Below are 24,813 nucleotides of genomic sequence, written 5' to 3'. Positions count from 1 at the left end.
CGTCAGTTTTTGCCGTCAGACTTTCCGGTAAAGGCTCCTGAATAATCTGCGGTACTGACTTCTTCGGCTCGCTGGTACAGGCTGTCAGCACCAACAACAGGCACAGGAGCAGCGGCGCAGCCGTTACCGGCCAGTGCGGTTTTGATGTTTTCACGTCGGTGCTCTCCCGTTGCTGTTCGCTGCTGGTTTAGTTTCTTCAGTCCGGCTTCCACCTGGCTGAAGTCCTGGCGTAGCGCCCTGACCTCGGCCAGCACGTCGCCGGTCTGTTTCAGTTCTTCCCGGGTGCTGGTCAGTGATTTCTCTGCCTGTTCGCGCTTATGACTTTGCCACGCAAGGCCGCTGACGGCGGTAATCAGCAGGACAAACATCACGATGGCGAGAATGGCTATCGCTTTCATTTCGCCCCCTTCAGCGCGGGGTCGGATAAGCACCACGCCTGAAAATCTTCCCGGCGGTTGACCAGCCCCTGCGAGCGCTCACCGCCGGAATTGACAAAGTCCGTCAGCCGTTCGCAAACGCCCTTCCAGTTGCCCGCCTGCGCATGGCGCCAGAGGGTGGTTCGTACCTTCTGGCCTTTGCTGTTGGTGTACCACCCCAGCCCGGTACAGCCGACGTTAAAGTTGCCATCGGTCATGCTTTCAAAAACCTTCTGCGGTGCTGCGGCGCCGTTAAACTCGCGGTTGGTGCATTTTTCGGCACGTATCAGATCGTTAACCCAGCGCTCGGCAATCTCGCCCTCGGCGTACTGGCGGTTCTCTACCTTTGAGGTGGAGCCGATCCCCACTGTCAGCACACCTGCCGGGCAGTAGTACGGGGTCTTACGGCAGTCCTCGTACTTCGCCATTTTCTGCTGTGCTTCCGGGCTGGTTCGCAGCGTCTGCGGCCATAGCGTGGCGGCCAGCGAGATGATCGCCGCAGTTGAGCAGGCAATAATGCGTTTTTTCATCGCTGTGCTCCCCGGATACTGCGGATCAGCTCTTTAACGTCCTGGCGGTTCTCGGTATCGTCTCGAATGGCGTCGATCAGTTCGTTCAGCAGCGTGTTGTTTGTCTCCTGGATGCGTGCCATGCGACGACGATGCAGCTCGCCGAATACAGCGGCAGCAATACCGATCAGCACACCGATGGCCGCCAGCCAGTCCTTTTGCGTCATCACGCCGATGCTGGTCAGCAGCGTTGACCAGGAGTACGTCACGCCATTCCAGATGCGATTGATTAAGTCCATAGCTGTACGGTCTCCTGTGCCGCCGTGGTGCTGATTTCTGGCAACTCCACTACCTGCCCCGCCCCAAGGAAGATTTGACCGGCCAGCGCCTTATTGGCGGCCAGTACGATTTCGGTCACGCCCTGCGTGGTGCCGTAGTGCCGCTGGCACAGCAAATCCACGGTGTCGCCCTGCAATGCCTGCACTTTCATCAGAATGCCTCCGCAGAATTGCGCACAGTGCCGCGAATGTCGGATATCGCCCAGCGTGCATCGCGCCACATATCATCGGCCTGCGACGCCAGTGCAACGGCGCGCTTCTCGCCTGCATCACCGGTGGTGTCCACGTCCCGATTCGTTCCGAGGATGTGCGCGCGGGCGATACTGAATACCGCCCGACGGAAGCGATGAACCTTAATACTCTCGCTGTTAACCCTGACCGCCGGGACGTCAGCCAGTCGGGCGTACCCTGCTGCTATCTGTCCGGCCTGCCAGTCAGCAAGCTGGTCGAGAGTGTGCGAGACAGCCTCGATCACGGCCTGTTTCAGGCGCGAAGTCGTCACCGCGCCATTGATGCGCATTTCCATGCGCACATCGCTCAGGGCGATTTCCGGCCAGAACTCCCCGGCGGTGACTTTCTCGCCACCGTCGTCAGTGTCCGGCACGTCCTCCGCAGAGGGGGTAACAGTGCGACCGGCTACAAGGCTCATCGCGTCGTCTCCTGAATGGGTGGCGGTGAGCAGACGGAGAAAAGCAAACGCCATGCGTTGCAGATCTCCGCCCGCGCCGCCAGCGCACGGGGCGCAAGTCGGTTATTTTTTAGCGGCAGGCGTTTTTTTCGCTGTTGTTTTGCGCGCCGCTGGTTTACGGGTTGTGCTTTTTCGGGTGGCTTTTGTCGCTGTGGCGCTGGCCGCCACCGCCGGATTTGACGATGCTGCAGCGTCTCCCGCCCCCGCGCTGTCCGCTGCGGCGCCTCCGTCAGCATCGCCAGTGCCATCGGAACCATCGGTGCTCTCAGTCCCGTCAGCGCCTGTCTGCGCGGCGGCTTTTTTCACCACACGAGCCAGCCGGTCGATCTCTTTTTTCACCCCGGCGCCCGCATCAAGCGTCAGCGCCTGGCGCAACAACTCCAGCGCGGTCGCCTGCTCTTCAGTTGTGCCGTTACGCAGCGCAAAGGCGCGCACCTTGCAGAGCTTGGCGCGAACCACGTCGGGCATATCACTGCCGGCGGTGAACTCCGCCACTTCACCGAGTACCGCCAGATATGGCGTGACGTCGGTGGTATCGTCTGCCTTGACCTGCACCAGAATCGGATCGCAAATCTCATCGACCAGAACGGTAGCGGCGGTACGGTTGAAGCGGTCAGGCATCAGCAGGCCGTGCGTGACGACGTAGCGACCAATGCGGGCAGCCAGCGCGTAATTACCGGCATCAATCGCCCAGACCATCAGGGTGACAATCACCTCATCCTGTCGGCCACTGTCGCCGTCGAGCGTGCCCTCAATCCAGCCCTCGTAATGCGGCAGCAACTGCCGTTTCATGGCCGCTTTCGCCTGGTCAGACTGCACTCGCTTCAATGCACTCTGATCCATGCGCAGCCGGTGCATGATTTGCTCGTGCGCCGTTCTGGCTGTATCCGAAAGATCGTCGGTTTTGCCATGGCGCTCAGCCATGACCTTCTGAAAATGTTTTTGTGCCGGTGTCAGCATTATCTCTTCCCCGAATAACGGCGGGCCGTAGCCCGCCCTGTGCACGGTTACTCGCCGCCTTCTGCTTTTTCAGCGAAGGTGATGCCGTCGATAAAGGCCACCGCGCCGTAATCCTCAACAATGAAGTCATCGTTAGAGGACTGATACGTTGCCACGCGGTTGTATTCCGGCTCCTCTTTGATCGTCCGGCGCAGACCGCCACGCTGGTAGTAGATCGAGAGGTTTTTAAACGGCGTGATGAGGATGGCGTTACCCGGCATGTAAGGCGCGATAAAGGTCGGCATGTTACCTACGCGTTCCTGCGCCACAATCAGCTGACCGGCCAGCATTTCGGTGTTCGGGTTAGTCTGACTCATGGCGTTGATGGTCGGGAAATTGCTGGTTGTCAGCAGATCGCCGGACAAAATCACCACGTTGTCAGGGTTGCGCTTATGCCATTCGTCCATGAGGCTGTTTTTAGCGTCATAGACCGCCGCCGCTACGTTGCCATAGGTGCCCTGGGCGACAATGGCGTTGTTCTGGTCACGCGAGGTGATCGTCACGCCGGTAATGCGACGGTGTGCAGCCTCAAGGCGGATTTTCTCCAGCCAGCCAATACCGCAATCCTGCAACAGCGGATTCGCTGCGCGGTCTGACGGGTCGGCGTAGCTGGTACCGTTAAAGCCGATCATGATGCGGTCAAGCGACATCTGACGGGCCATCGCCGAGCTGATAAGCGGCTGGAAGTTCGGCTGATGCGCCCACGCATCCATTTGCGCGTAGCTGACGGCGTAGTCGTAGTTGGTTTTACGGCACAGATAGTTGTACGGATCCATCTTGTCGTTAGCGCCGGGATTGCGGCGGTTGGTGGTGCTGTTGTTGACGCCCGCCAGCGGGCCTTTGCTGCCGATCAGGATTTTCTGGCCGATCTGCTCTTCAACGCCAAAGACGTTAATCAGCTTCAGAAAGGCATCATCCTGCTGCGCGGCAGCTTCAAGACGCTGCTGTACGGTCGGGTCAACGCTGAACTGTGCCGCAACGGCAGCGGCGCTGACGCCGTTAAGCTGCGCCTGGCGGGCAACGTAGCTGTCAAACAGCTTACGGGTAGGGTTTCTCATGTGCGGGATCTCTCGTTATGGATATCAGTAGTCAGCGAGCTGCGCGCTGTCGCCACCGCCGGCCGGCGGGCGCTGGCTGAAATTGCCGTCCGTCCCTTCAAGCTGCTGGCGAAGTGCGGCAAGTTCAGTGGTCAGCTTCTGGATAGTGGCTTTGTCCTGCTGGCGTTCCTGTTCGGCAGTACTGAACTGCTCGCCAAGATCAACCTGTGATTGCGCCACCGCTTCAACAGCCTGATGCACCTGACCGAAGCGCTGATCGTCGGTTTTCTGCCCCTTGCCGAGAATGCCCATGACCCGGTTAAACCACTGCTTACCCTCATCGCTGCGCTGTACAGCCAGCTCGATCACTTCGGCCTCCAGGGCCTCGGTAAACATTGGCGCCTCACCTTGCTGGTTGTTGAAGGCCATCACCGATGCGCGTTGCTGTGCCGCAAACTTGAGGCGTTCGGTACCCAGGCTTGCCGGGGTGTCAGTCATTGCCAGCCCGACAACATAGGCTTTACCGTTAAGAGCGAACTGCGGATGCAGCTCAATGCTGGAGTAGACCTTCTGGCCTTTATTGGTCATCTGCACCATGCGATCAGATGGTTCGATCTCAGCATAAAGCGCCGTTCGCCCGGCTAACGGGCCATCGGTAATGTCTTCGGTGCTGAGTGCCACCACATCTCCCATTGCGCCAAAATCGCTACCCGGAAACATAGAGAGATAGTGTTCAATGTTGACGCGTGCGCCGTACACCTCCGGACTGTAGTTCGCCGCCGCATCGCGGAGGTGTTGCGGCTGAATTTCGCGGCCATCCACGGTATTCCCGGAGACGGCAACGCGAAACTTCTTACGGGGTTTAGCTGTGCCTGCCATGTTCGTTTACTCGCTGGTTTTTGAGTTCCCGGAGATGATGGCAGGGGCTGGCGCACGCGCTCAACGCGTTGTTGTTGTGAGGGGATTGCCACAACCAAAAGCGGGCGAAAGGGCACGCGCGCGCGGGTTAATCTCCCCGGCAGGAAGCGAGGAGGATTAATGGCGACTGAAGAAGCATTCATCATGCTGCGGGCACGGCAGCTCTACTGGCAGGGGTATCCCCCGGCGGAGATCGCGCGCCTGATGGGTATCAATCAGAATACGATTTACTCATGGAAAAAACGTGACGAATGGGACACCACGCCACCGATCCAGCGCGTTACGACGTCCATTGATGCACGACTGATCCAGCTCACCAGTAAGGACACAAAAACCGGTGGCGACTTCAAGGAAATTGACCTGCTGACGCGACAGCTCAAGAAGCTGGACAACGGAACGCCAGCGACGCAACCGAAGAAGAAGATCCGCAAGAAACAGAACTTCTTCTCAGAGGCGCAGATCTCCGCGCTGCGGGCCAACATTATCGACTCACTGCACTGGCATCAGAAAACCTGGTATGAGAACCATCACCACCGCAACCGGGCCATTCTGAAGAGCCGTCAGATTGGTGCGACCTGGTACTTTGCCCGCGAGGCGCTGTTGCGCGCGCTGTCTGATGAGGTGAAGTACAAACATCAGCGTAACCAGATCTTTTTATCAGCGAGCCGTCGTCAGGCGTACCAGTTCCGCAGCTTCATTCGTTCGGCAGCGGAAGAGGTAGACGTTGAGCTGAAAGGCGGCGACATGATCCAGTTGTTTAACGGTGCAGAGCTTCACTTTCTCGGTACGTCTGCCGCAACCGCGCAGTCGTATACCGGCAACCTGTACTTTGATGAGTTTTTCTGGGTCGGGCAGTTTGCCAACCTGAAGAAAGTGGCCGGCGCGATGGCGACCCTGAAGGGGCTGACGCGCACCTACTTCTCGACGCCGTCAGCGGAGAGTCATGAAGCGTACCCCTTCTGGTCGGGTGAAGCCTTCAACAAAGGCCGCAGCCACGGTAAGCGCGTGGAGTTCGACACGTCCTGGAAAACGCTGAACAGCGGGTTGATGTGTCCGGACAAAATCTGGCGCCAGATTGTCACGTTGCAGGATGCAGTCGATCACGGCTGGGATCTCACTGATATTGATGAAATTCGCGAGGAAAACAGCCCGGAAGAGTACGACAACCTCTACGCCTGTACCTTCATCAAGAACGGTGAAACCGCGTTTGACTACAACATGCTGCTGAGCTGCGGTGCTGACGGCTATGACGAGTGGCCGGACTGGAAGCCCTACGCCATGCGCCCGATGGCCGATCGCCCGGTATGGATTGGATACGACCCCAACGGAGCCAGCGGCAAAGGCGACAGCGGGGCCATCTCTGTTAACGCGGCGCCACTGATCCCGGGCGGTAAGTTCCGAACGATTGAGACGCAGCGCATACGCGGCATGGAGTTCGAGGCGCAGGCCGCCATGATTATCAACATGCTCACGCGCTACAACGTGCAGCACATTGGTATTGATGGCAGCGGTATTGGCGAGGCGGTTTACCAGCTCGTGAAAAAACGTTTCCCGGCGGCGGTATGCTACCAGTTCTCCCCAGCCAGCAAGCGCATGCTGGTACTTAAAATGCTGCAACTTGTTCGCGCCGGTCGCTGGGAATATGACCGGGGCGAGTATGACCTGATCACCGCCTTCAGTGCCGTGCGCAAGGTTGTCACGCCCGGCGGCGTTATCACTTACGACACTGACCGCGCCCGTGGCGTGAGTCACGGCGACCTTGCCTGGGCAACCATGCTCGCCACTGTTAACGAGCCGCTGGGTCAGGAAGGCGGTAACACAATGACTGTTATGGAGTACTGATGAGCAGACGAAAACCCCCGCGCGGCAGGCAGTATGCCAGCAAGCAAGCCGACCTCGCCGACGCGCTGAAGTCAGCCCCCGGCCTGAGCGCGTTCACGTTCGACGGCCCGTGGCCGGTGACCGGTGCTCATGACCTGCTGGATAACATGTACTGCGCCAACAATGGCCGGTACTACGAGACGCCGATCAGCTGGTACGGACTGGCCCGCCAGTTCGGCTATGCGAGCTGGCACCAGTCGGCGCTGTTCTTCAAGCGTAACGTGCTGGCTGGATGCTTTATCCCACACAAACTGTTATCGCGCCAGGCGTTCAGCGCCTTTGCGCTCGACTGGTTTGTGTTCGGCAATGCGTATCTTGAGATGCGCCGCAACCGCCTGCATGGGCCAATGGGCTTTCGTAACTCGCTGGCGAAGTACACCCGGCGAGGCTCCGACCTTGACACATACTGGTTTATTCAGTCCGGCCTTGATGATCACCAGTTCGAAACCGGTTCGGTGTGCCATGTGATCAACCCGGATATTCACCAGGAGATCTACGGCATGCCGGAGTACTTCGCCGGTCTGCTGTCGGCCAATCTGGCCCACTCCGCCGACAAGTTCCGTAAGCTCTACTACGACAACGGGTCGCATGCCGGTTGTATTGTCTACGTCAGCAGCGCAGTGGCTGACGGGGAAAGTCTGGAGAACCTGAAGAAGACATTGACCGACACCCGGCGAGGCGGGGCATTTAAAAACATCCTGCTGAGTGCGCCCGGTGTCGGCAAAGATGCCGTGCAAATCCTGCCGTTCAGCCAGATATCGGCAAAGGATGAGTTTGTCGGCGTGAAATCCTCCACGCGTGACGACATGCTCGCGGCTCACCGTGTTCCACCGCAACTGATGGGTGCCATCCCGGAAGGCAACGGATCGTTCGGCGACGTCGAGAAGGCGGCAAGGGTATTCGCAGTCAACGAGCTGACGCCGGTGATGGAAGCGATGAAGCATGTTAACGACTGGCTGGGCGAAGAGGCGATCCGCTTCAACCCTTACGCCCTGCTGGAAACCCCGAAGTAATCTGAAGGTACCGCACCGCCATTCCCGGCGGTGTGGTACCGACCTGCAGCACCACCATTCCCGGCCATGTCGGCCAGCCTGCAAAATCTCAACGCCATATCCCCAACCAGACGCAGCCAGCGCCATTCTGGCGGGCTTTTACCTGTCCGCTCGCCTGATGCACCGCGAAAGTGCGCGCCCGTCAGGCGGCTTTTGGCGAGGTATGCCGACCCCTTCCCTACCCCCAAAGCGCGCGCTTGCTCCCCCGCCTCGCCTGCGCGCTAAACATGCGTCTTTTTGTGCACTTTTGCGAACCGTCCGGGCCCCGCCAGTGCTGGCGTTGCGTAGCAAAAATGGCACTTCAAAAATTGTGCAAATTTGTGCTTGATTGTCCGCCGTTTTTTCTATTGCTACTCTTCTGAAAAATGAGATTTGAAAGCCGTTTCGACTACGATTTCAAGAGGCTTCGTACTAAGGTCATCTTCTATCAAACTCATATCTACCTCAGATATTACTATTTTTCCGCTTCGGCTCAATTCTTGAAGCCTGAGTAGTAATGCCTCAGCAACATTAGCATTATTAATATTATGGCTGTGGTAAGTAGCGAACCTTGATAATTTACATTGCTCATATGTTGCCCAGCCTTTTTTAGACACCGGCTTATAAATATATTTATTATCCACCTTAGTTGTTTGTATATGACATTCATACTCATCATAGTGTGGATGAATTATATTAAAAACATCACCACTTTCAGGATAAGGTGCATCATTCTTGATCAGCTCATCATTTACAACAGGCTTCTTATTTTTATAATTATTACAATCTTTACAAGAAAGAGAAAGATTCCGAGGCTCGAATAAGTATTGCGGGAAATCTTTTTTTGGTGCGATGTGTTCCACATCCCAACTTAGTCCGTGTGACTGTGGATTCTCAAGCCTACAATATGAACATAAATTGTTTTGCTCTGGCCGATAATGCTCACGCAACTCGCTTCTTATTTTTTTCATTTCCTCGCAGTCCCGCCCCCACATATGATAATCTTTACCATCATAGGAATTAATAAAATGCAGCAAATCTTTAGAAAACACAATAGGGTTAAGCAAGCATTTTTTATTTTCCATTATTTTTGCGCCCTTCAACCAAAGCTACTGCTTGTAACAATAAATATTTGGCTGTATCATATTCCTCGGCATCTTTTAATAAATGAGCCGCATGCATCAGAAATCTCTCATCCTCATCACTTAAAGTCTGTGATGTATCAATTTTAGATATTATCAACAACAATTCCCTGATAATATATTCATTAGAATCCCCAGCAAAATTTAATGTATTGAACAATTGGAAGTCAGATGATTTACCATGCACATCCTTTCCCTTTATAACCTTGCCTGGTTCCTCAAGGAGGACGACGCATGAGTTTTCTTCAGGAATACCTGAGACAATTTGTGGCGAATGTGTTGCAATAATGAAATGACATCCTTTATATGATGAAAAACACTTCTCAAGAGATGGGATTATTTCTTTTTGCCATGCTGGGTGCAGACTTATTTCTGGCTCATCAATTAATATTAGTGAATTGTCTTTTATTTTAGAATTTATTTTAAAAAGCATCAGCAGTATACATAACTCACCAGAGCTCATTTTTTTTAAACGAACATCATCCCACCCTTTGGGCAAAAAGACATCTTCAACTTGAATTATATTATACTCTGATAACAACGTTATATTTTTGGCAAGCTCGGCACCGTCACTCCCCCAATCATTATCAATGGCAGTATTTAATAAAAACGAAAATGGAAAACAGATATAATTAAACTCTCTTTCAATATCTATTTGTCTCAGCTCTAATTGTATATTAGAAAAAAGAGTCTCAAATGTATCATGAATAGCCACCTTAAGCGAAGGTAGAATCTCATCGCTATTTTTAGCTTGTCTAAACTCACCTATATCACGCAAAGAATTATCAAGTTCCAATTCATTAACAATACCTTTTTCCCCAACCCCACGTAGCATTCTATTCGGTTTTATGAGCACTCGAACAAGACCAGCAACGCCAAAATTCCTTAAAAAAAGCAAGGTATTATTCAATCGCAATGAAAAAAATGCCAATATTATTTCATGGGATATGGACTCATCAAGCAAACCTCGCAGCCTTCGCCCTGGTTTAGTTACAAAGGACTGAGTCAATGAAAGATTACTGAACTTATCCTCAGAGTTATTTCTAGAGCATAAAAAGTTTTTTTCGAAATCAGGAAACCTATTAAAAAAACCATTGGAAATACATATTACGTTAGGGATTTCAGTTGGCATAAGATATTTATATTTTGTCGTAAACATAGGCATACCATTCCCTCTGACATCCTCATGCGTTGTCAAAGCTATATACCCCTCGCCCTCGAAGCTAAAATGCATTTCTATTTCTTTATAAAGAGAGTCATTTTTAACAGTGTAATAATCAATATTGCATTCATCCTCCCCAGAACTTTCCCTCTCACTGTTCGGAAGTGCTTGTAATGTTAAACAACCTCTGGCAATAGCCTCTAAAAGACTACTTTTACCACATCCATTTTTACCAACCACTATTGAAAAATAATTATCATTACACAACATCAAATCTTCATTTATTACATTTACATGTCTATCGTTAAACTTTATTTTTTTAACTAAGAATTGCCCACCCATAACTCGACCTTTTTGATATTTTTAGATTAAACTTATTATCTAGAGCATTTTAATTGTTTTTTCAAGAAAAAATTGCCGCAACTACAATAAATTTGACAGCGTAAGTTATCAAATTGATTTAAAAGAATTTATCACAACTATTCTTACATCTATTTTATTGCGTTTTGCCATCTAGTAACTAAAAACCATGCAACCATATATTCACTGGTTGATTTGTCTTTTTCTCCCGAACGCCATACCTTCACCTCACGCAACCGGCCATTTTCCGCCGCGAGCAGGCCGCCGCCGTGGCGAAGGCGAGCGCCGTCGGCTATTGACCGCACAACCTCATCGCTGACGAAAATCCGACAGTCACGGAGCTGCGCGCCGATGCTGGCGATCATCTCTTCGGAGACGCCGTGTTTTTGCGACGCTTCTTTTTGTTGCGCCTGGCGCAATGCGGCTTCTGCCTTTTTCTTCTGATACTCCGCAACCGCGGCCGCGTAGTTATCTGCGCGCCGTTCCGCCTCGATCCGCAGCTGCTCGCGCCAGCGCCGCTCGGCATCTTCCGGCGTCAGGCTCATATCTTCCGCGGCGGTAACTTTTGGCCCCCATTCCAGCGCGGTTTCGTCATCAATCGACGTGCGCAGGCCGCGCGCGGTACGCGTGAAGGCTTGATCTGAGCTTTCCCGGGCGGATTTTCTTAGCCTGTTGGTGATCTCCTGCCTTTGCTGGCGTGAATATCGCCTCAAAACATCGATATTCAGCGGAAGTTCTGTCACTGAACTGTCGTCGGGCGCGGTTTTATCAGCTGATACCGCCGTTTCTGACGGTGGTTTTTCGTTCGATCCGGCGCGCCCCGTACAGTTATTGACAGAACTCCGAGGGGCCGCTGCGCGGCCTTCTAAGGTCAAGACCTCGATCGGCGATGGCTTACGCTTCGGTACAATTTTGTATTCGGTGGTACGGGTAAAAATGACGGATTCACGGATGGTGAGAGGGCAATAGACACCGGTTATTTTGGCGACCGTGTCACCATAATCATTGCCCTCCTCGGTGTATTCGTAGCTGAGACGAACGCGCAGGCAGTCACGAGACACCAACGGGCCGCCCTGGGCGTTGGTGTACCCCGGCCAGTCCGCCGCGTCAGCAGCTGCGCGAGCCTCTTCGATCTCAGGATGTAGAACCAGCTCGCGGTTACCTAACCGGCGCAGCTCGCGCCAGGTGGTCACCGGGGCGCCGCCGATCTGCTGAAACTGGCGGATATTCCAGCGCGACGCCCACGCGCGCACGCGCTTTGCCATCTCTTTGACGGACTGGCCTGATTCATCGTCTAACTCGCCGTCCATGCCGTAGCCGTCGATATTTTTCGAGATGTATTTCGCGATATAGCCCGTTGCCGATCCAAATTTTTCATCAATCGGCGTAACGGTAAAGCGGTGCTCCTGCGCCCCCGGCTCGTTGCCGTCCTCTTTCAGTGCATGTTTGCGGAAAATAGCCGTTGCATATTCCACCTCTTCCGGGCGCAGGAATAACAACAGGTGCCAGTGTGGGGTTGCGTCGTGATGCGGTTCAGCAACACGAAATCCGAAGGTGCGTATCTTCTCGCGCCCCCATTTCGCACGGACACTCGCCCAGACTTTGCAGAGGTATTTCTGCGTATGGCGCGGGCTGACGTCGCGATATTTATCGTTGCGCCTGCCTGACTTTACGTGTGTGGAGTGATAGCGAGACGGCGCGGTTAGCGTGTAGAACATGCCAACCAACCCCATCTCATTGGCCATATCCTCAAAGCCACGCATGCGCACCATCAGCTCTGCGCGGGCGTTTTTGGGGTTGGACGTGCTCCCCATGACCTTGTCCAGCAAAGAGCTGCGCTCGCCAGTGTCCTGATCTTCCAGCTCCATCGCCTGAAGAAATTCAAAGTTTGCCTTTTTCTGGGCTATCCACTCTCTGAAGCAGGGATCGGAGCAATACGGTGATGCTATTTTGCTCACGTAGCCGGTGGCGATCATGAGGTGCTCACGCCAGCGGTCATGTATTTTGCGGATTTTACTTAACCACCACTTTTCCGACTGAAGGCGCGCGACGGCGCGCAGCGCTTCTTCAGCCTCCAGTTTCTCATCGCAATACCTTCCCCATGATGGGATCGCGATATTGAGCGCTGTTGCTTTGCTGGCAATCGCGCCATACGCATAGATCGTGGAAAACTCTACATCGGTGGTTTTCTCATACTGGAAATCAAACTCGCGCATAAACTCGCTTTTCATCAGGTTAGCGAGCTTATAAGCCAGTCGTTTCAGGCGTTTTTTATCTGCCCACGGCAGCAAGTGAAAATCATCACGCAGCGGGAAAAGGATTGCTGGAAGGTTGTCCTGTGGCAGATATTGGGCGTTTACGGCATCAACGCGACGCAATACATGACGTTCAAATGTGCTAAACAGCCAGCGTACAGCGGCTTTTGGATCCTGCCGCTCCAGCGACTCCAGTCGCTGAGAGAATCGCTTGCGGATAAAAGCAGGGAGAGCCTGCACGCGGCGGCGGAGGTGGCGAGCTCGCCTTGTGCGATCAAACGCCTCTCGCGCCTCGCCTTCGCGCGGGCGCAGCGGCTCCCGATAAACGACGTCAACAAGATCACCATAGGCGAGCGCCTTACGCTCGCCTTTTGGGGTGAGATACTCAATAGGGCTATCTTCGGTATCGTCGGGGCTAATTGCCTGCCGTGGAGCATTCCATCTCCATGCCAAAGCAGAGGAATCAGACATAATCCACCGCTGCCATGTAGGATTTTATGAACGCTGCCGCCGCTTCAATATTGATAGCGTTTCCGTAGGCGCGCAGTTTTCCCACTCTGGCGGGAACCCCATTAGCCAACGGGAATGATCCGGGTCTAACTGGCCGCCACTTTCCATCCCGGCAGTAGAGCCAGTCAGCGTCTCGCCAGAAGCCGTTAACCGGGCCGGGCCACTCAGGGCCGCCACATCCTGCAAGCGCTTCTGAATCTTTGTTCCATTGTCGCGATACGTCCGCATAGCCTCTTGCGGGCATGGTGAACGATCGTTGCTCGTGGTTGGCGTCGGCCAGCCCGCTAATTGCGCAGCCACGTCCAGCCTGTCCGTTGACAGCCTCCCGTTGCGGATCCGTCCTCCCTGATAACCGCCCTTCCCGTCCGTTGCCGTCGGTGTGGGCCAACCCGATAATAACGCCGCTGTCTGAAGGTTTACCCCCTCCTGTCGGTTGAAATTCCCCGCGCCCCTCCCATTGCTGGCAATCGGCGTCGGCCACCCAATAAGCACGGTCTCTTTGGTGCGGCGCGCCGACGCTCGCAGACGGAAACGCAACCGCCCCGAAGGCATAGCCCATGGCCTCCACGTCAGCTTGTACAAGGTCGATCCAGTCGTTCGCGTCAGCGCTGCCAGATTGCTCGCCAAAGACCACGACAGGGCGGCGCTGGCCGACAAGCCAATGTGCGGAGGGCCATAAGTGCCGCTCGTCAGCAAACCCAAGCCCTTTGCCTGCCGCGCTGAAAGGCTGGCAGGGGCATGATGCTGTCCATGCCGGGCGACTGTCTGGCCATCCTGCGCGACGCAGGGCAAGCGACCATCCGCCGATCCCGGCGAAGAAATGACACTGATTGAATCCGATAAGGTCATTGGGCGTTACATCCTCAATTGAGCGGGTATCAACGACGCCCGGCGCAATATGGCCAGCGTCGATAAGGTTGCGCAGGTGCTGTGCTGCATGGGGGGCTATTTCGTTGTAATAAGCAACCACAGCGCCCCCCACATAACAGAGAAAACACGAAAAGCGAGATAACCCATCGGGAGCCAGAACAGCAGCGAGCAGATCGCGCAGCAGATAACAAGGTTTCGCCAGAACCGGCGGTAATTGGTTTCGTTCATTTGCTGGCCCTCAGATCGTCACTGTGTCGCCGGGATTAACGTGGCGGGCTTCTTTTTCGCTGTCGCGGATGATGGTCGTGTTGCTGTATCTGCCCCAGCTCAACGCCTCCACCTCGACGACCCAGAAATGGCGATATGGGCGAACGTCCAGAACGCGGGTCACGATGGCATCAATGGTGTTCATCGGAATGGCGACTCCTCATCAGGTCGGAAGGAAGCTGTAGCGACACGAATCCACCTTTTCTGATGCCCTGTTCCGCGTAGCCTGTACCGGATACGCATGACCTGGAGACCGGTACACTCGCATCAAGGATGAATGCTCTAAAATCAATCAGGGTGAAGGTGTGGCACTGCTGACTACCGGTTATGCGGTAAATCAGTGCTGACACGATGGTGCAATCCCCTGATTCATCGGCGGGATCTACTGCTAACCAGACTGGCTCACTCATCAGAATCCCTCCGCCCCGTCGAATACACCCGCCGCAGCCATTGCGCCGTAAGTGGAAGCGCCCATCACTGGCCCGCAGTCCGGGCAGTTACCACCGCCAGAGCGGCCGCAACCATCGCAGACACGACGCACGCCAATCACCTCCCCGGCCATATCGCGGCTTTTGGCGCTGACAGAGCGGCGGACGCTGAAGGCGTGGAGATTGAAAGCGGAGTAGATTTCGCGGGTTTCCGGGGTGTCGCTGTTGGATATCACCGAGCGGGTACCGTGCTGGTGATGAGCATCGAGCAGCGTTGTAACCAGGGCGCGATGATCGTCCAAGGCAAAAGGCTTGCCGTAGGCGGTGAAGTTGGCGGTTTTGCTGGCCGGGATGTAGGGGGGGTCACAGTAAATTACTGAGTCCGGACGATTCTTCGCGATGTACGGAATTGAAGATCGAAAATCATCACAAAGAAATAGCGCATCGGTATCCCGCGCCTTTTCGGCGAATAAGCGCATTTCAGCTTCGGGGAAATAGGGTTGCTTATATCGGCCAAATGGCACATTGAACTCGCCGTACGCATTAACGCGATACAGACCGTTGTAGCGGTGGCGATTGAGGTATAAAAACAACGCTGCGCGGATCACTGCGCTGCCCTCTTCCGGATCGCGCATAAGGCTATTAAAAAACTGGCGTTCGCTGTAATAAGTTTCCTCGCCGTTCCCGCGCATGAACAGGCTACGAGCAGATGCGATCAGTTGTTCGGTGTTATCCCTGAGCACGATAAAAAAGTTGATTAGCGAGGGATTGGTATCACAGAGAACGTAACGGCGGTATTCCGTATTCATAAACACGGTACCGCTGCCCACGAATGGCTCTACCAGGCAATCAGCTTTCGGGAGGTGCTTCAGCAACTCCGGCATCACGCGGGTTTTGCCGCCCGCCCATTTGATGGGTGACTTAATCACTTTTCACCTCCATATCGGTGTATTTTTTGATTAACGGGTCAATCGCCAGACTCATCAGGCTAATGAAGGTCTTCGCGGCCGCTAGCCCCTCAAGTACACCGATCGCTGTCGCGTTTGCGAGGTTGATCACTTTGGCTTCATTAAGTGCAGCTACTGCGCCCCGGGCGTATTCAGGCGACCATTTCATTTGCGGTACTCCTGGTTGTATGTTTCGTGAGTCATCAGCCGCCACTGCTTGCCGCCGTTCTTACTCAGCAGACGCCAGCGGCGGCCAATGCGGATCACGAGATAGGCATGCGGTTTAACGCGGGAGAAATTGTGTTGACCGCGCGAAAAGCATTTCAGGGCGGCAAGCGCCCTGGCGCAGACTGGCAGCGGTGCACTGCAAACAACGGAGAGACGCGGATACATGGCGCACCTCACAGCGATTCAAAGTACGGAGAGGTCAGGCGCTGCCAGATCTCGCAAACCTGCTCCGCCTGATAGACGGCGTCTGTTAAGGCGTTGTGCGCGACATAGCGGCGCGGGTGGGGGGCGTAACCGATAACACCGGCCACGGTGAGTAGCGATCTGAAGCAGCACTCATTCCAGAAATGCCACGGCAGCATGGGAACGCCTTCGAGCGATGAGCGCTCAAATGCAGATTTGAGGATCGGAAAATCAAATGAGCCACCCTTGCACCATACCTTCAGATTTTTTTTCGTGGCCTCCCCGGGGAATGCGCCTTCAATGAATCTGGCGAAATCCAGCATCACCTCAATTTCATGTGACTTCGCGCTTACCAGCTCGCTAATAGGTTCCTTGTCCTGTTTAAGCCACCACATCACCGTGTCGGCGCTGATATGGGCGCCGCGATTCTGAGAGGTGCGCGGATCAATGGTCTGATAGAACGACGGGCCGGTTTTGCCGGTTGATGGTTCGAAGAAAACCGCGCCGATCGCGCAAATCACTGCATTCGGCTGGGTGCTGAGTGTTTCAATGTCGATCATTAAATGGTTCATTGTTTGCTTTCCTCGGTAATAGTTAATTCGCGGGCATCGACCCACCGTTCGATTGATTGATAAATCTCTTCCGGGGTGGCGCTTTCCTTTTTCAGCAGGCCGACATAAATACGCAGCAGGCCCAGCAGGTGAGAGCGTTCGTGTTTCCGTGCGTTGGTGCTTATTTCCACAAAATCCGGATCGCTTATTCCGCTTTCCAGCTTGATTGACTTAACCCCCATGCGACCTCCAGAAAAAGGCAAAACGAGTCCCCGGCAAAATAAATGCCGTTGTTTTTAACGCTGGTTAATTAGTGGTTAGGGCGTGGCTTTCGTTTAATTGACTTGAATACCCTCTCATGCCAGTAATACAGAAAATCAATAAAGGTCATTCGCGCACGCTCATGATTACCGCGAATTGTTTTCTCCAGACCGTAAATAATTAAGTCAATTGACGGGCTGTCAGGGCTAACGGCAATACGCGCACCGTTTCTCAGGTGAACCGTAAATCCCTGTTCGGCGTTTTCTATCGCCTCACGGATCAGCATCTCCTGTTCCCATGATGTTTTCTCTTCGGTGAAGATACTCATACAGCAAGCCCTACAACTGCTGGTGACGGTATCTCACCATTCATAATGGCGCTAACGAACGGACGAAGATCGCTGAGGGCGTCATCATCATTCATGCAGAAGGCTGCACCGTAAACGTGCTGGACGCCGCTAGCTAATACGCCGTAATGCGACTCGCGGCCCTGTGGGTTGTTTTCCAGATTGAAATAATAATCTTCCAGCATTTTATTAATCTGTTCAGCATAAAGGCGTTTCATTTCCCGTTCTCCTAATGATTAATAAAGCGGTGATTGGTGATAATACGGTTTATCGTTTTACGTGCTTCCGATAACGCAAAATCAATCCCGAAAGAATCACCGTCTTTCATGATTTGATAACGCTTCTTGCCTACCCTGCGCGGTAATACGCGAATGGTGAAGCCACAACAAATCCCGGCGTGCTTATTTATCCAGGTGACTTTCGGCAAGTTATCTCGCGTAATTCCGCTCCCTTTCTGCATGACTATCCCCTTTAGTTCATTGACTCAACAAAGCGTTCAGCTTTGTAGCGGGCGTTCATGTAGATGGCGAGCAAGTTTACTTCCCGCTTTGCTCGTGGGCGTGCCTGGATGATCGGTAAGCGACCATTATCTGCGCGGTGCTGAACTGCTTTCAGCGTCAAACCGGTACGTTTTGCATAGTCGGCCAGGGACTCAGAAACACGATCGCCGAATGGGTAATCCCCCGGCAAATCCCTGATTTCAGGTGGCGTGGTGGCTCTTCTTGCGTTTCTTGCCATGTGTTATCCTGCCTTGTTTGGGTAGTTTGGGGTTTTATTGGTTCATTAACATGAACCAACTTTAGATCATAGGAATGAACCATGTCAAGCGAGCTAAGCGAGAAACTAAAGCTGATTAGGGAAGCTGAAAATTTAAGCCAGGCAAAATTTGCCGATTTAACAGGTATTTCCATAAGCACAATTAAGAAATATGAGGTTGGGATAATGGAGCCTGGTGGGGTAACACTGAGAAAAATCACAACTCACGAGGTCTTCAAAAAGTACACCTTGTGGCTAATGAGCGATGAAACCAATGAAGCATCCGGTCAGATAGCTCCGGCTCTCTCCCCTGATGGGCAAAACGGAACATTGAGCCGCCGAAGCGCGAAGAAGGTTGGCTAACTGCTTTAAACATAATGGAAAGATGGGGTAAGGGTGGGATCTGTCATGAGAGGGGGATTTTCTGGTGAGCATTAAATCTCTTAAAGATGGCTACATGGTTGACATGCGCCCGCAGGGTCGCGAAGGCCGTCGTATACGAAAAAAATTCGCCACTAAATCCGAAGCCCAGCAGTATGAGCGGTGGATCTTGTCTTCGCAGCATAATAAGGGCTGGCTAGACAAAGCTCCGGACAAGCGCCCATTCTCCGAACTCATCGAGTTATGGTGGCGCATCAAAGGCCAGACCATGAAATCAGGCGAAAGCACACGGCGTAAGCTTGAGCGTGTTAATGAGGCGATGGGCTTTCCCGTCACCGACAAGGTAAATAAAAACACTTGGGCTGATTATCGCGCTGGCCGGTACGCCGCAGGCATAAAGGCCAAGACGCTCAATCGCGAACAGGAAACGCTTTCTTCTCTGTTCGGTACGCTCATTGAAACCGGGAATTATCACCACGAAAACCCCTTTAAAGGCGTCTCACCGCTAAAAGTACACGCGCATGAAATGGGCTACCTGCTGAAGTCGCAGATTAACCAGCTTTTGACTACCCTGCCTGAGCCGGAAAACCTCGCGGCGCGATTAAGTCTGGCGACCGGTGCCCGCTGGGGTGAGGTCGTTAAGCTAAGACGAACGCATCTTGCTCATTCTAAAGCGATGTTTATTAACACCAAGAACAGCAAAAACAGAACCGTGCCCGTCAGCAATAAGCTGTTTGGTGAGCTGTGCGAGCGGGGAACAGGCGATATTTTTGCGGACGTGGATTACGAGTTGCTGCGTCGGACTATCAAGCAGGTAGCTCCGGATCTGCCGGACGGCCAAGGAGTTCACGTTCTTCGGCATACCTTCGCCAGCCATTTCATGATGAACGGCGGCAATATTCTGACCCTGCAAAAAATACTGGGTCATTCGAACATACAACAAACAATGGTTTACGCGCATCTTGCACCTGATTACCTTCAGGATGCAGTGCGGTTTAATCCTCTGGAGAATTAAGCTATGGATAACTTAGAAATACCTGATGATGAGCTAAAAAAATACCTTACCAAGCTATACCTTGAGGAAAATCTCAATAAAAAAGCTGATGAAGATTCACAGAAAATTGTGAAGCAGCAAACAGAAAAATTAAGACAAATTACGCCTATGTTGTTTTTCCAGTTTCTCGCTGAGAAAGGTGTTTCAGGAAAATGCATATCATGTGGCTCTGAAAAGCTATCAGTCCCGCAAGCATTCTCTCTGGAAGGAATTAAAGCTCCAGCTATAGAAAATGGGAAAATAAATGACGACTTGTTAAGGTCGCCTCCCTACGTTCAGTATGTTTCTTTTGACGATGTAGACCAGCCGAGGGGAATACTAAATAGCTACTATCAGATGAATTGCTTAAATTGCGGTCATCTCACACTTTACCGCGCTAGTGTTGTCCTTAAGTGGTTTGCACGTCAGGAATCAAAAGAGGCGGAAGGCAATGAGTAACGTTTCGGAACTTCCCAACCGCAGAGGTACTGATGATGTAATATGGAAGAAAGATGGGAGTGGGGGTGATGATATGTCTGACAATCTCGAAAAACGCGTAGAAAAACTCGAAGACGGTATGTCCGCAGTCAAACTCGACCTTGTACGGCTGACGGAGCGTTCGGAGCAATTTGTCACAAAGACTGATTTATCAGAGCTTAAGGGTGATTTGAAGTCCGAAATTATCGGTCTTAAGGGTGATATCAAAGCAAGTGTTGCAGAGATAAACCTAAATACCTTCAAAGCGATAAAAGAGTCTCAAGAGTCCACACTCAAGGTGGTGCAGGATCGTTTCGATAAGCTTGATGAAATCGCTCGCTGGAAATGGGGCAACATTATCATCCCTATAGTGATGGGTGTATTCGGTGCTGTAGTTGCGTACCTAGTGGCAAAAGCTGGTGCCTGAGTTGGGATCCACAAAGTGTCCACACCCGCCGAGTTAGGGCGGGTTTTGGCGGGTAGTTTGAGGTTATCGAAATGCCGGAATTTCAGTAACTTATTGAAATAACGGCATATATGATCGGCGGAGTGATCCGCCCCGGAACAGGTTACAGGGTCACAACCGGCACCCGCGGCGCCAGGGCGCACATCAGCTCATAGCCGACGGTGCCGCAGCTGGCCGCCACGTCGTCGATTTTAATCTCTTTGCCCCACAGTTCGACCGGCGCGCCGATCCCGGCCTGCGGACAGGGCGTTAAATCGACCGCCAACATATCCATCGACACGCGCCCGACGGTGGTGGTGCGTACGCCGTCCACCAGCACCGGCGTGCCGCTCGGCGCTACCCGTGGGTAGCCGTCGGCATAGCCGCAGGCGACGATGCCGATCCGCTGCTCCTGGGTGGTGCGATACAGGCCGCCATAGCCAATCGCTTCGCCGGGGCGCAGGTTCTGCACGGCGATGATTTCGCTGCGCAGGGTCATCACCGGCTTCAGGCCGGTGTTCGCGATATCCTGCCACTGCCCGGAGGGCGATGCGCCATACAGCACGATGCCGGGACGAACCCAGTCAAAATGCGCTTCCGGATGCCAGAGCGTCGCCGCCGAGTTGGCCAGCGAGCGTGGGCAATCCAGCCCCTCCGCCGCCTGTTCGATCCGGCGCATCGGCTCAACAATCCCCTGCGGGTTCTCCGCCTCCGCGAAGTGCGACATCAGCGTCATCTCGCCGACGTTGCTTATCGCCCGCAGCTGCTGCCAGACGGTATGCACCCGCTCCGGCATAAAGCCCAGCCGGTTCATACCGCTGTTCACCTTGAGATAGATATCCAGCGGCGCGCGCAGCTTCGCCTGCTGCAGCGCCTTAATCTGCCAGTTGCTGTGGACGCTGGTGGTTAAGCGATATTGATCCAGCACCGCCAGCTCATCGGCATGGAAGAAGCCCTCCAGCAACAGGATCGGCCCTTTCCAGCCCTGCTCGCGCAGCAGGATCGCCTCTTCCAGGTTGAGCAAGGCGAAACCATCCGCCGCGCTTAACGCACTCCATACCCGCGCCACGCCATGGCCATAAGCATTTGCTTTGACCACCGCCCACAGGCGCGACCCGGGGGCCGCGCGACGCACTATCTGTAAATTCTGCCGCAAGGCCAGCAAGTCGATACTGGCCACTACCGGACGGGTCATGCAAGCTCCTTAGTTGTGTGCGCCATGCAGATGCTGCGGACGCGCCGGGGTAAACCCGGGGCTATAGCGGGCGACAGCCAGATCGTCGTAAGGGATCGCCGGCGTGCGGCCGGAGATCAGATCGCTGATAAGCTGCCCGGAGCCGCAGGCCATGGTCCAGCCAAGCGTGCCGTGGCCGGTGTTGAGCCACAGGTTTTTAAACGCCGTGCGCCCGACCACCGGCGTGCCGTCCGGCGTCATCGGCCGCAGGCCGGTCCAGAAGGTGGCCTGCTCAACGTGGCCGCCGCGCGGGAACAGATCGCGCACCACCATCTCCAGGGTTTCGCGACGCGGCTGCAGCAGCGCTTTATTAAAACCGACGATCTCGGCCATACCGCCGACGCGAATGCGCTGATCGAAACGGGTGATGGCGATTTTATAGGTCTCATCAAGGATAGTGGAAACCGGCGCGCCGTCTTCCTGGGCAATCGGGATGGTTAACGAATAGCCTTTCAGCGGGTAGACAGGAATATCCACCAGCCCCTTGAGCATCGCCGTCGAGTAAGAGCCAAAGGCCATGACATAGGCGTCGCCCTTGATAATCTCATCGCCGCATTTCACCCCGGCAATGCGATCGCCCTCCTGCAGCAGGGCGTCCACCGCGGTGTTAAAGCGGAAGGTGACCCCGGCCTGTTCCGCCATCGCCGCCAGACGGGTGGTAAACAGCTGGCAGTCGCCGGTTTCATCGTTTGGCAGACGCAGACCGCCGGTCAGTTTGTGGCTAACCTCCGCCAGCGCGGGCTCCACTTCCGCCAGCCGCTTCGCCTCCAGCAACTGATAGGGCACGCCGGCGTCCTCCAGCACCGCGATGTCGCGGGTGGCGTTTTCATACTGTTTGGCGGTACGGAACAGCTGCAGCGTCCCGCCCTGACGCCCTTCATACTGAATGCCGGTGGTGTCGCGCAGCGCCTTCAGGCAGTCGCGGCTGTACTCCGCCAGGCGCACCATCCGGCCTTTGTTCTCCATATAGTGGCGGGTGTCGCAGTTGCGCAGCATCTGCCACATCCACTTCAGCTGGAACGACGTGCCGTCAAGGCCGATCGCCAGCGGCGCATGGCGCTGGAACATCCATTTGATCGCCTTCAGCGGCACTCCCGGCGCCGCCCAGGGCGCCGCATAGCCGGGAGATATCTGCCCGGCGTTGGCCGCGCTGGTCTCCTCTGCCGGACCGGGCTGACGGTCGATGACCGTCACCTCATGACCCGCCTGACTCAAATACCACGCGCTGGCTACCCCAACCACCCCACTTCCCAGTATGACGACACGCATAGCAACTCCGTAACAGTTAAAGAACAATCATCTAATTACAAATTGATAACTCAGTTGAAAATATTATTCAACATACGCTTTATTTATGGTGACTTAACTCACAGCAAACCGCACCAGTCCTGAGCTGTAAGATTTACGATCTCATGCTGCGCTTTATTTTTACCCAGCATTTAATTCTGCAAATAAGCGCAAAAAACGGCTTTGAGATGGGGAAATCGCGAAGAAAAGCGATTGGCTGACAACACAGTTTGCTGTGCGGTGTTCTATGCTTGTTTAGAGGTTTTCCGTTCAGAGAAAACCAACAACAACGAGGGCGCGCTAATGGCTACGATTGACTCCATGAACAGGGACACCACCCGTTTAAGCGATGGACCCGACTGGACGTTCGAGTTACTGGAGACCTACCTGGCCGAAGTGGACCGGGTCGCTAAGCTCTATCGTCTTGACACCTACCCGCACCAGATCGAAGTCATTACTTCCGAACAGATGATGGATGCCTACTCCAGCGTCGGCATGCCCATCAACTATCCGCACTGGTCGTTCGGCAAAAAATTCATTGAGACCGAGCAGGCCTATAAGCACGGCCAGCAGGGCCTGGCGTATGAGATCGTCATCAATTCCAATCCCTGTATCGCCTATCTGATGGAAGAAAATACCATCACCATGCAGGCGCTGGTGATGGCGCACGCCTGCTACGGGCATAACTCGTTCTTCAAAAACAATTACCTGTTTCGCAGCTGGACCGACGCCAGCTCAATCATCGACTACCTGATTTTCGCCCGCAAATACATTACCGAGTGCGAAGAGCGCTATGGCGTCGACGAAGTGGAGAAACTGCTCGACTCCTGCCACGCGCTGATGAACTACGGCGTCGACCGCTATAAACGTCCGCAAAAAATCTCGCTGCAGGAGGAGAAGGCACGGCAGAAAAGCCGGGAAGAGTATCTGCAGAGCCAGGTGAATATGCTGTGGCGTACCCTGCCGAAGCGCGAAGAGGAGAAGGCGATTGAGTCCGCCCGCCGCTACCCTTCCGAACCGCAGGAGAACCTGCTGTACTTTATGGAGAAGAACGCCCCGCTGCTGGAATCGTGGCAGCGCGAGATCCTGCGCATCGTGCGTAAAGTCAGCCAGTATTTCTACCCGCAGAAACAGACCCAGGTGATGAACGAGGGGTGGGCCACCTTCTGGCACTATACCATCCTCAACCATCTCTATGATGAAGGGAAAGTGACCGAACGCTTTATGCTGGAGTTTCTCCACAGCCACACGAACGTGGTGTTCCAGCCGCCGTACAACAGTCCGTGGTACAGCGGGATTAACCCCTACGCGCTGGGGTTCGCCATGTTCCAGGACATCAAGCGCATCTGCCAGTCGCCTACCGAAGAGGACAAGTACTGGTTCCCGGATATCGCTGGTTCCGACTGGCTGGAAACGCTGCATTTCGCCATGCGCGACTTCAAGGATGAGAGCTTTATCAGCCAGTTCCTGTCGCCGAAGATCATGCGCGATTTCCGCTTCTTTACCGTGCTCGACGACGATCACAACAATTATCTCGAGATCTCGGCGATCCACAACGAAGAGGGCTATCGCGAAATCCGCAACAAGCTCTCGGCGCAATATAACCTCAGCAATCTCGAGCCGAATATCCAGGTGTGGAACGTTGACCTGCGCGGCGACCGCTCGCTGACGTTGCGCTATGTGCCGCACAACCGCGTCCCGCTGGACAAAGGGCGGCGCGAAGTGCTGAAACATGTGCATCGTCTGTGGGGGTTCGATGTGCTGCTGGAGCAGCAGAACGCCGACGGCAGCATTGAGCTGCTGGACCGCTGCCCGGCGCGGCCAAACGCGCTATAGCATTGCGGGACGTTAAAACGACGAAGGGGGCCATCGG

The 24,813-nt window shown here is 54.2% G+C and carries 30 protein-coding genes and 1 pseudogene; 7 read left to right on the top strand and 24 right to left on the bottom strand.

All coding sequences use genetic code 11. The features are described 5' to 3' along the window. Nucleotides 1-2: 2 nt before the first annotated feature. From ACLH1I_RS03505 to ACLH1I_RS03470, 8 genes are all read right to left on the bottom strand, one after another. A complete protein-coding gene (locus ACLH1I_RS03505) occupies nt 3-398 on the bottom strand; it encodes a DUF2570 domain-containing protein (RefSeq protein ID WP_198079607.1) in 396 nt (131 codons plus the stop codon). Beyond that, on the bottom strand, nt 395-946 hold the full coding sequence (locus ACLH1I_RS03500; RefSeq protein ID WP_198079605.1) for a lysozyme: 552 nt from the start codon (nt 944-946) through the stop codon (nt 395-397). The genes ACLH1I_RS03505 and ACLH1I_RS03500 overlap by 4 nt, the downstream gene beginning before the upstream one ends. Further along, entirely contained in the window at nt 943-1,224 is a 282-nt protein-coding gene (locus ACLH1I_RS03495; RefSeq protein ID WP_044784790.1) for a hypothetical protein, read from the bottom strand. The genes ACLH1I_RS03500 and ACLH1I_RS03495 overlap by 4 nt, the downstream gene beginning before the upstream one ends. Next, a complete protein-coding gene (locus ACLH1I_RS03490; RefSeq protein ID WP_064169227.1) occupies nt 1,215-1,415 on the bottom strand; it encodes a tail protein X in 201 nt (66 codons plus the stop codon). The genes ACLH1I_RS03495 and ACLH1I_RS03490 overlap by 10 nt, the downstream gene beginning before the upstream one ends. Next, nucleotides 1,415-1,912 carry a head completion/stabilization protein gene (locus tag ACLH1I_RS03485; protein ID WP_198079604.1) on the bottom strand — a complete coding sequence of 166 codons (498 nt, stop codon included), beginning with the start codon at nt 1,910-1,912 and terminating at the stop codon, nt 1,415-1,417. The genes ACLH1I_RS03490 and ACLH1I_RS03485 overlap by 1 nt, the downstream gene beginning before the upstream one ends. A 102-nt stretch (nt 1,913-2,014) precedes the next feature. Then, on the bottom strand, nt 2,015-2,911 hold the full coding sequence (gene gpM, locus ACLH1I_RS03480) for a phage terminase small subunit (RefSeq protein WP_198079602.1): 897 nt from the start codon (nt 2,909-2,911) through the stop codon (nt 2,015-2,017). 47 nt (nt 2,912-2,958) lie between these two features. Then, entirely contained in the window at nt 2,959-4,008 is a 1,050-nt protein-coding gene (locus ACLH1I_RS03475; protein ID WP_032737919.1) for a phage major capsid protein, P2 family, read from the bottom strand. 24 nt (nt 4,009-4,032) lie between these two features. After that, nucleotides 4,033-4,866, bottom strand: coding sequence for a GPO family capsid scaffolding protein (locus tag ACLH1I_RS03470; RefSeq protein ID WP_198079601.1), 834 nt, complete (start codon nt 4,864-4,866; stop codon nt 4,033-4,035). A 159-nt stretch (nt 4,867-5,025) separates the two neighbouring features. Here ACLH1I_RS03470 and ACLH1I_RS03465 point away from each other — a divergent pair, with 159 nt between their 5' ends. Together ACLH1I_RS03465 and ACLH1I_RS03460 are read left to right on the top strand one after the other, a co-directional pair. Further along, nucleotides 5,026-6,747 carry a terminase large subunit domain-containing protein gene (locus ACLH1I_RS03465; RefSeq protein ID WP_198079599.1) on the top strand — a complete coding sequence of 574 codons (1,722 nt, stop codon included), beginning with the start codon at nt 5,026-5,028 and terminating at the stop codon, nt 6,745-6,747. After that, the gene (locus ACLH1I_RS03460) at nt 6,747-7,799 is read left to right on the top strand and encodes a phage portal protein (protein ID WP_198079597.1); all 1,053 of its coding nucleotides are present in this window, start codon (nt 6,747-6,749) and stop codon (nt 7,797-7,799) included. The genes ACLH1I_RS03465 and ACLH1I_RS03460 overlap by 1 nt, the downstream gene beginning before the upstream one ends. 389 nt (nt 7,800-8,188) lie before the next feature. Here the strand turns inward: ACLH1I_RS03460 and ACLH1I_RS03455 are convergent, their stop codons facing one another. From ACLH1I_RS03455 to ACLH1I_RS03395, 13 genes are all read right to left on the bottom strand, one after another. Further along, on the bottom strand, nt 8,189-8,902 hold the full coding sequence (locus tag ACLH1I_RS03455) for an HNH endonuclease (RefSeq protein ID WP_198079595.1): 714 nt from the start codon (nt 8,900-8,902) through the stop codon (nt 8,189-8,191). Then, the gene (locus ACLH1I_RS03450) at nt 8,892-10,463 is read right to left on the bottom strand and encodes an AAA family ATPase (RefSeq protein WP_411302699.1); all 1,572 of its coding nucleotides are present in this window, start codon (nt 10,461-10,463) and stop codon (nt 8,892-8,894) included. Before ACLH1I_RS03450 ends, ACLH1I_RS03455 begins: the two co-directional genes overlap by 11 nt. Nucleotides 10,464-10,612: 149 nt before the next feature. Further along, the gene (locus tag ACLH1I_RS03445) at nt 10,613-13,207 is read right to left on the bottom strand and encodes a replication endonuclease (protein ID WP_198080047.1); all 2,595 of its coding nucleotides are present in this window, start codon (nt 13,205-13,207) and stop codon (nt 10,613-10,615) included. Further along, the gene (locus ACLH1I_RS03440; RefSeq protein ID WP_198080046.1) at nt 13,200-14,216 is read right to left on the bottom strand and encodes a DNA cytosine methyltransferase; all 1,017 of its coding nucleotides are present in this window, start codon (nt 14,214-14,216) and stop codon (nt 13,200-13,202) included. The genes ACLH1I_RS03445 and ACLH1I_RS03440 overlap by 8 nt, the downstream gene beginning before the upstream one ends. A 138-nt stretch (nt 14,217-14,354) precedes the next feature. Continuing rightward, nucleotides 14,355-14,528, bottom strand: a complete 174-nt coding sequence (locus ACLH1I_RS03435; protein ID WP_198080045.1) for a hypothetical protein — start codon at nt 14,526-14,528, stop codon at nt 14,355-14,357. Nucleotides 14,529-14,792: 264 nt separating this feature from the next. Beyond that, the gene (locus ACLH1I_RS03430) at nt 14,793-15,740 is read right to left on the bottom strand and encodes a DNA adenine methylase (RefSeq protein ID WP_198080043.1); all 948 of its coding nucleotides are present in this window, start codon (nt 15,738-15,740) and stop codon (nt 14,793-14,795) included. Further along, nucleotides 15,733-15,927, bottom strand: a complete 195-nt coding sequence (locus ACLH1I_RS03425) for a hypothetical protein (protein ID WP_198080041.1) — start codon at nt 15,925-15,927, stop codon at nt 15,733-15,735. The genes ACLH1I_RS03430 and ACLH1I_RS03425 overlap by 8 nt, the downstream gene beginning before the upstream one ends. A 232-nt stretch (nt 15,928-16,159) precedes the next feature. After that, nucleotides 16,160-16,729 (bottom strand): 3'-5' exonuclease, encoded by a 570-nt coding sequence (locus ACLH1I_RS03420; RefSeq protein WP_227679915.1) that lies wholly within the window; start codon nt 16,727-16,729, stop codon nt 16,160-16,162. 8 nt (nt 16,730-16,737) lie between these two features. Further along, a complete protein-coding gene (locus ACLH1I_RS03415) occupies nt 16,738-16,962 on the bottom strand; it encodes a hypothetical protein (RefSeq protein WP_198080037.1) in 225 nt (74 codons plus the stop codon). 68 nt (nt 16,963-17,030) lie between these two features. Further along, the gene (locus tag ACLH1I_RS03410; protein WP_032415217.1) at nt 17,031-17,303 is read right to left on the bottom strand and encodes a hypothetical protein; all 273 of its coding nucleotides are present in this window, start codon (nt 17,301-17,303) and stop codon (nt 17,031-17,033) included. Between the two features lie 2 nt (nt 17,304-17,305). After that, entirely contained in the window at nt 17,306-17,545 is a 240-nt protein-coding gene (locus ACLH1I_RS03405) for a DUF4754 family protein (protein ID WP_044784288.1), read from the bottom strand. Nucleotides 17,546-17,556: 11 nt separating this feature from the next. Then, on the bottom strand, nt 17,557-17,787 hold the full coding sequence (locus ACLH1I_RS03400) for a DUF4761 domain-containing protein (protein WP_227679901.1): 231 nt from the start codon (nt 17,785-17,787) through the stop codon (nt 17,557-17,559). Nucleotides 17,788-17,798: 11 nt separating this feature from the next. Then, on the bottom strand, nt 17,799-18,065 hold the full coding sequence (locus tag ACLH1I_RS03395) for a DNA-binding protein (RefSeq protein WP_198080035.1): 267 nt from the start codon (nt 18,063-18,065) through the stop codon (nt 17,799-17,801). Between the two features lie 81 nt (nt 18,066-18,146). Here ACLH1I_RS03395 and ACLH1I_RS03390 point away from each other — a divergent pair, with 81 nt between their 5' ends. The 4 genes from ACLH1I_RS03390 to ACLH1I_RS03375 all read left to right on the top strand — a co-directional run bounded on the left by ACLH1I_RS03390 (nt 18,147) and on the right by ACLH1I_RS03375 (nt 20,401). After that, nucleotides 18,147-18,446, top strand: a complete 300-nt coding sequence (locus tag ACLH1I_RS03390) for a helix-turn-helix transcriptional regulator (RefSeq protein WP_032426921.1) — start codon at nt 18,147-18,149, stop codon at nt 18,444-18,446. 103 nt (nt 18,447-18,549) lie between these two features. Next, nucleotides 18,550-19,479, top strand: coding sequence for a tyrosine-type recombinase/integrase (locus tag ACLH1I_RS03385; protein ID WP_198080048.1), 930 nt, complete (start codon nt 18,550-18,552; stop codon nt 19,477-19,479). A 3-nt stretch (nt 19,480-19,482) separates the two neighbouring features. Beyond that, nucleotides 19,483-19,956, top strand: coding sequence for a hypothetical protein (locus ACLH1I_RS03380; protein ID WP_198080049.1), 474 nt, complete (start codon nt 19,483-19,485; stop codon nt 19,954-19,956). After that, nucleotides 19,949-20,401 (top strand): hypothetical protein, encoded by a 453-nt coding sequence (locus ACLH1I_RS03375; protein WP_198080033.1) that lies wholly within the window; start codon nt 19,949-19,951, stop codon nt 20,399-20,401. The genes ACLH1I_RS03380 and ACLH1I_RS03375 overlap by 8 nt, the downstream gene beginning before the upstream one ends. 142 nt (nt 20,402-20,543) lie before the next feature. On the opposite strand, the gene dadX is transcribed toward ACLH1I_RS03375, so the two are convergent. The 3 genes and pseudogenes from dadX to ACLH1I_RS03360 all read right to left on the bottom strand — a co-directional run bounded on the left by dadX (nt 20,544) and on the right by ACLH1I_RS03360 (nt 23,167). Continuing rightward, nucleotides 20,544-21,614 (bottom strand): catabolic alanine racemase DadX, encoded by a 1,071-nt coding sequence (dadX, locus tag ACLH1I_RS03370; RefSeq protein WP_004203306.1) that lies wholly within the window; start codon nt 21,612-21,614, stop codon nt 20,544-20,546. Nucleotides 21,615-21,623: 9 nt separating this feature from the next. Continuing rightward, complete coding sequence (locus ACLH1I_RS03365) at nt 21,624-22,922, bottom strand: D-amino acid dehydrogenase (RefSeq protein WP_023318600.1); 1,299 nt, start codon at nt 22,920-22,922, stop codon at nt 21,624-21,626. Nucleotides 22,923-23,020: 98 nt separating this feature from the next. Next, nucleotides 23,021-23,167: pseudogene (locus tag ACLH1I_RS03360) on the bottom strand (hypothetical protein). Nucleotides 23,168-23,243: 76 nt separating this feature from the next. Here ACLH1I_RS03360 and ACLH1I_RS03355 point away from each other — a divergent pair. Further along, nucleotides 23,244-24,776, top strand: coding sequence for a SpoVR family protein (locus tag ACLH1I_RS03355; RefSeq protein ID WP_004203310.1), 1,533 nt, complete (start codon nt 23,244-23,246; stop codon nt 24,774-24,776). Nucleotides 24,777-24,813: the final 37 nt, after the last annotated feature.

Source organism: Klebsiella sp. 1SOBk10mer, assembly GCF_046602535.1.
Classification (GTDB): Bacteria; Pseudomonadota; Gammaproteobacteria; order Enterobacterales; family Enterobacteriaceae; genus Klebsiella; species Klebsiella quasipneumoniae.
Note: the sequence above shows the minus strand (reverse complement) of the source record. Positions and strands in the feature narration are given on the sequence as shown.

Coding starts and splice junctions, on each gene's coding strand:
- ACLH1I_RS03500 (WP_198079605.1), bottom strand. CDS start 946: ATGAAAAAACGCATTATTGCCTGCTCAACTGCGGCGATCATCTCGCTG.
- ACLH1I_RS03490 (WP_064169227.1), bottom strand. CDS start 1,415: ATGAAAGTGCAGGCATTGCAGGGCGACACCGTGGATTTGCTGTGCCAG.
- ACLH1I_RS03445 (WP_198080047.1), bottom strand. CDS start 13,207: ATGTCTGATTCCTCTGCTTTGGCATGGAGATGGAATGCTCCACGGCAG.
- ACLH1I_RS03400 (WP_227679901.1), bottom strand. CDS start 17,787: ATGCAGAAAGGGAGCGGAATTACGCGAGATAACTTGCCGAAAGTCACC.
- ACLH1I_RS03475 (WP_032737919.1), bottom strand. CDS start 4,008: ATGAGAAACCCTACCCGTAAGCTGTTTGACAGCTACGTTGCCCGCCAG.
- ACLH1I_RS03380 (WP_198080049.1), top strand. CDS start 19,483: ATGGATAACTTAGAAATACCTGATGATGAGCTAAAAAAATACCTTACC.
- ACLH1I_RS03415 (WP_198080037.1), bottom strand. CDS start 16,962: ATGGGGGTTAAGTCAATCAAGCTGGAAAGCGGAATAAGCGATCCGGAT.
- ACLH1I_RS03505 (WP_198079607.1), bottom strand. CDS start 398: ATGAAAGCGATAGCCATTCTCGCCATCGTGATGTTTGTCCTGCTGATT.
- ACLH1I_RS03460 (WP_198079597.1), top strand. CDS start 6,747: ATGAGCAGACGAAAACCCCCGCGCGGCAGGCAGTATGCCAGCAAGCAA.
- ACLH1I_RS03420 (WP_227679915.1), bottom strand. CDS start 16,729: ATGATCGACATTGAAACACTCAGCACCCAGCCGAATGCAGTGATTTGC.
- ACLH1I_RS03385 (WP_198080048.1), top strand. CDS start 18,550: ATGCGCCCGCAGGGTCGCGAAGGCCGTCGTATACGAAAAAAATTCGCC.
- ACLH1I_RS03495 (WP_044784790.1), bottom strand. CDS start 1,224: ATGGACTTAATCAATCGCATCTGGAATGGCGTGACGTACTCCTGGTCA.
- gpM (WP_198079602.1), bottom strand. CDS start 2,911: ATGCTGACACCGGCACAAAAACATTTTCAGAAGGTCATGGCTGAGCGC.
- ACLH1I_RS03355 (WP_004203310.1), top strand. CDS start 23,244: ATGGCTACGATTGACTCCATGAACAGGGACACCACCCGTTTAAGCGAT.
- ACLH1I_RS03405 (WP_044784288.1), bottom strand. CDS start 17,545: ATGAAACGCCTTTATGCTGAACAGATTAATAAAATGCTGGAAGATTAT.
- ACLH1I_RS03465 (WP_198079599.1), top strand. CDS start 5,026: ATGGCGACTGAAGAAGCATTCATCATGCTGCGGGCACGGCAGCTCTAC.
- ACLH1I_RS03375 (WP_198080033.1), top strand. CDS start 19,949: ATGAGTAACGTTTCGGAACTTCCCAACCGCAGAGGTACTGATGATGTA.
- ACLH1I_RS03390 (WP_032426921.1), top strand. CDS start 18,147: ATGTCAAGCGAGCTAAGCGAGAAACTAAAGCTGATTAGGGAAGCTGAA.
- ACLH1I_RS03455 (WP_198079595.1), bottom strand. CDS start 8,902: ATGGAAAATAAAAAATGCTTGCTTAACCCTATTGTGTTTTCTAAAGAT.
- ACLH1I_RS03365 (WP_023318600.1), bottom strand. CDS start 22,922: ATGCGTGTCGTCATACTGGGAAGTGGGGTGGTTGGGGTAGCCAGCGCG.
- ACLH1I_RS03450 (WP_411302699.1), bottom strand. CDS start 10,463: ATGGGTGGGCAATTCTTAGTTAAAAAAATAAAGTTTAACGATAGACAT.
- ACLH1I_RS03425 (WP_198080041.1), bottom strand. CDS start 15,927: ATGAAATGGTCGCCTGAATACGCCCGGGGCGCAGTAGCTGCACTTAAT.
- ACLH1I_RS03395 (WP_198080035.1), bottom strand. CDS start 18,065: ATGGCAAGAAACGCAAGAAGAGCCACCACGCCACCTGAAATCAGGGAT.
- dadX (WP_004203306.1), bottom strand. CDS start 21,614: ATGACCCGTCCGGTAGTGGCCAGTATCGACTTGCTGGCCTTGCGGCAG.
- ACLH1I_RS03470 (WP_198079601.1), bottom strand. CDS start 4,866: ATGGCAGGCACAGCTAAACCCCGTAAGAAGTTTCGCGTTGCCGTCTCC.
- ACLH1I_RS03435 (WP_198080045.1), bottom strand. CDS start 14,528: ATGAACACCATTGATGCCATCGTGACCCGCGTTCTGGACGTTCGCCCA.
- ACLH1I_RS03485 (WP_198079604.1), bottom strand. CDS start 1,912: ATGAGCCTTGTAGCCGGTCGCACTGTTACCCCCTCTGCGGAGGACGTG.